Below are 3,975 nucleotides of genomic sequence, written 5' to 3'. Positions count from 1 at the left end.
ACCCAGACCTAGCCTCCCGGACGCGCCAGCCCAACGAGGCCTCCGCAACAAAAAAAAACGCTTCATTCCTCACGTTTTTCAGCAGACTGTTAGGGCTATCCGTCACTGTGATCGACGCCCGCAGCAGGCTTACTGTCCAAGGCGCTGGCTTCATTGCGCGACATCGGCTTTTTGGATGCTGCGCCGTCTGGCCAGATCACCTTTGCCGTATTCCATACCTTGGGATCCTCCATCGCTTCCCTGGACGAGATCGCCGAGACCGCCAATTTCATGGCTGGTGCAAAATATTTTCTGGTCAAGAACTTCATCAACGACACTCAGTTCTTCCAGTGGGACCAGTCGACCTACATCTCCTATTTCCACCGAATCAAGAACGCGACCGAGTTGACGATCCCTAAGCTCAATGAGATGGCCTATGAGCAAGTCGAAGTTGCTTCCGTCCCGTTCGTCGACTTCATAGCCAACAAGGGCCGGCACGACGAGGCCGTGAACTACTCGTTCGTGCTGCGCGGGTATGTCCGGCACTGGCTCGCCAATGTGTGGCGCGAATATGATCGCATCAACTTGACTGAAGTGGCAGGCGCCAAGTCAGTGACCGGCGGCGGCGAAAAATAATCGCTCGTTCGCCCATTGAAGGCCTGAACCCCCTACGAAACTCGCTCGATGTTAGCCACGCCCGTCTACATCATCTGCTCTCCGACCCCGCAGGTCGGCAAGACCCTCGTCTCTCGTCTTCTGAGCGAGTTCTTGCTGCTGAAGAACGGCTCTGCGCTCTCCTTCGACGTCAACCTGAAGGAGCCGTCACTCGTCGATTACCCCCTAACATCACTGAGACAGCGGATGTGATCGACACCTACGGCAAGATGCAGCTGATGGACCGGCTTATCCTGCACGACCGAGTGGCCAAGGTCATCGACCTCGGCTTCCATGCCTTCGATGAATTCTTCAAGATGTGCGAGGAGATCGGCTTCATGAAGGAGGCGCTCGGTCGCCGTGTCGCCCCCATCATCCTATTCGTCGCCGCTAGCGACCGCGCCTCCTCGCGCAGCTATGAGATGCTGCGGCGGCGGATTCCGCCGGGGGCGCTGGTCACCGTCCACAACGAATTCGTGCTGCGCGGAGAGTTACCTGACGCCATGGATGGCGGCCGTGTACTCCGCTTTTCGGCGCTACCGGTATTTCTAAAGACTTACGTCGACCGACTGAGCTTCTCATTCACGGGATATCTTCGCGACGAGAAGGATTCGTCCAGCGAGTTGCATCAGTGGATCCGGCGGAATTACACCATGTTCCGCGATCTCGAGCTATTAGCGATGCTACAGCCGTCGCCTTGAGTCGGGCTCTACATGTGGAGAGCTCCCGTGATACAAGAGTGTTTGAGGTTTCATCGGAGTGCTTGCGGCGCATGGTTTCCGAAAGATTGGCGAGGTTGTGTGCCCGCTATCAGGATAGTTCGGACAGTACCGATGGGCGCGTAGCGCAGGAGGCGTGCTTAAACTGGGAGCGGCGTGCCTCCCGATCGAGCCTAGCGCTTGATCGAGAGGCCATGATTGATCTAGCTCGATCATGGTCATTCACGATGTGCCACGGGAAGGCTCGTATTGATCCGACGTGCCGTGTCGGGACGGCCTTATACGTGGTTTGAACGAAAATCACGTGGCACGTGCACCGCATATTTCTTGAGAAACAACGCCGGCGCCATTTTCACATTGTGCCCTTCTGACACTCGTCAGCTTCTTAACAGCTAACTCTCTTAGGATGAGAACCTCGATATCTAGACGGCGACGCCACCTATCATGAAGGAATGAACATCGGAGTGCTTGATCTCGGAGTAATCGGAGGCGTTGGCGGCGGTCTCGGCCGCGGCAAATGATGGTGATTGTGTGCTGGTTTCAGGCTTCGGCAGCCGGATTCTCGGCCGAAAATTCCATCGCTTTCACTCAATCACCTTGCCGTGCGCCAGATACGAGCTTTGCTATGTGATGTGAGGTGCCATGGAGCGAACGAATAACAATTTCAACCTGTTTGATTTTGATGTGGAAGGATTCGCGCAAGCGTACTATCAGCAGCCGCAGGTGGGGCAGCAATCGGGCACCACGAGCCCGCAAGCAAGCTTTGAACAGCAAATGGACGAGTTGCAGCTCAATTCGTCTGATGAGAACTCCGCAAAGTCTAGTTCGCCTGATGAGGGTCCCGCAGACGGCGGTGAAGGACTCCGGCGCGGTGCCCTCGGCTGTTCAATGCGGATGCCGCCACACTCGCGCTTGAGGGACAACTCGTTCAGCAGCACGCGCCACAGCGTGGACCTCCCCCGCGCCAACTTTCGAGCTTCGGCCCAAGTATCGCCGCGGTCCAATTTGCGGGATGATCTGTTCAGCAGTACGCGCTATACCCTGCCATCTGAGGAGCAGCCCGCGACTGAGACGAAGAACAGGAAAAATCGCGGACTGTGGTCGCGTATCAAATCAGGGGTTGGAAAGGCGTTTGGGGCGAGCCACGGCGAAAAGCCGTCTGGCTCCACGGCTCGGCAAGAGATCCTTTCAACGAAGTTTCGCGTGGATTACGCCAAGCAGCCCGGCCGAACACGCGGGGTCCCTGAGGAGGACGAGGCGCTGTTTGAGGACTTCAAAAGCAAAGCCAGTCTCACCCAGGACGACGGCACCAAACCACTGGGCGACGGCACCATCAAAAACGCGATAGCCGATCTGCGCCATTTGAGCGCCCGCCTTAGCCAGAACGGGAGGCCATCAATCGCGGATCGAATTGGCAACCCCGACTTGGAAGCTGGCTTGGATGACGATGTGGAAACCTATGCGAATGATCGCAGCAGGCGCATCAAAGCGGCATTGAAAAAGCTCCGCGACGTCGGCGCCGGAAGAACGTTGTCAGTCGATATCCGCCGCCTTGTTCCTTATCCCGCAGACGCAACCCTCATCGACATGTGGGCCAGCGCGGAAAAGGCGACACACAGGATTGAGCCGGAGACTGTCGATCGACACGCACGCCGCCTTTACAGGCTGAGTGATTGGCTGCAAACGCGCGACAAGGGGGCCATGGCTGGCCGACTCAATGACGATGGGCTGACCCGAGATGTTGAACAGTACAGGCAGCAAACCGAGGACACCAAAATCAATGCCGATTTGCTCAGGCTTCGGCGATACCAACAAGTCCTCGAGGCGAACAGAGCGCTAGGGTTGCCTCCTCCTGAGCACGCGCGTCCGCTCGCCGGGGAAGGCGCTCGGCAGAACGCTTCGCCGCAGGAGCTTCCGGCGACGCCGGCCACCCCGAGCGCGGGCGCTTGGGATTGGTTTAGAGAGGCGATGCAAGAACCCGCGACATCCACGCTCACACTGCGCCATAGCCCACAGCCCAGCCCGTCGCAAGGACTTCCCGCAACGCCGGCCACCCCGAGCGCGGGAGCTTGGGATTGGTTTGGGGAGCAGATGCAAGAACCCGAGCCATCCTCTGCCAGAGCCCCGTCATCAGACATCTACGGCGGTCTAGAGCCACTGGTTAACCTGAATCCGCCCACACCGTATCAATTGCGGGACGATGCTCACTCTGCGCCGGCGCCTGACTTCGCCAGACCGCCGTCGTTCGTCGGGCCATCAGGGGCCCCTCAGGATCTACTGGATATCGGACCTATCGTCGGCGAGGGCTGGCGCCACGGCTCGCAACCGGCCTCAGAAGTCCTGATCGACGTACTGAGTAACATCAATCTCCTGCCGAACCAGTTCGGCCCAAGCCGGTTCGCGATCAACGGCGAGCATTACTCGGCCACGTTTGGGCCGGCAGGGCGCAGGGACGTTCGTCTCATCCATCATCCTCGCGCGAGGCCGATGAATGAAGCTGGGCCATCCCGTCAGCCCGTCGCGGATCTTGGGTTTCTTATCCGCGGGGGGTGGCAGCACCGCGAACGCTGGCTTCCGACTTACCTTGTTCGTGTACTAGAGGGGGAGCGCCGGATGCCGGAAG

General features: G+C 58.6%; 1 protein-coding gene and 2 pseudogenes. All 3 read left to right on the top strand.

The genetic code is table 11. The annotated features are described in order from the left end of the window. Positions 1-98: 98 nt before the first annotated feature. A pseudogene (locus CWO89_RS41665) lies at positions 99-615 on the top strand (hypothetical protein); the annotation flags it as partial. Positions 616-663: 48 nt separating this feature from the next. Beyond that, positions 664-1,334, top strand: a pseudogene (locus CWO89_RS41660) (hypothetical protein). A gap of 660 nt (positions 1,335-1,994) precedes the next feature. Next, positions 1,995-3,975 (top strand): hypothetical protein (locus CWO89_RS47335; RefSeq protein WP_207234689.1); only part of this gene is annotated, 1,981 nt, incomplete at its 3' end.

This window comes from Bradyrhizobium sp. Leo170 (genome assembly GCF_004296405.1).
Lineage (GTDB): Bacteria > Pseudomonadota > Alphaproteobacteria > Rhizobiales > Xanthobacteraceae > Bradyrhizobium.
This window is presented reverse-complemented; position numbering and strand designations above follow the sequence as displayed.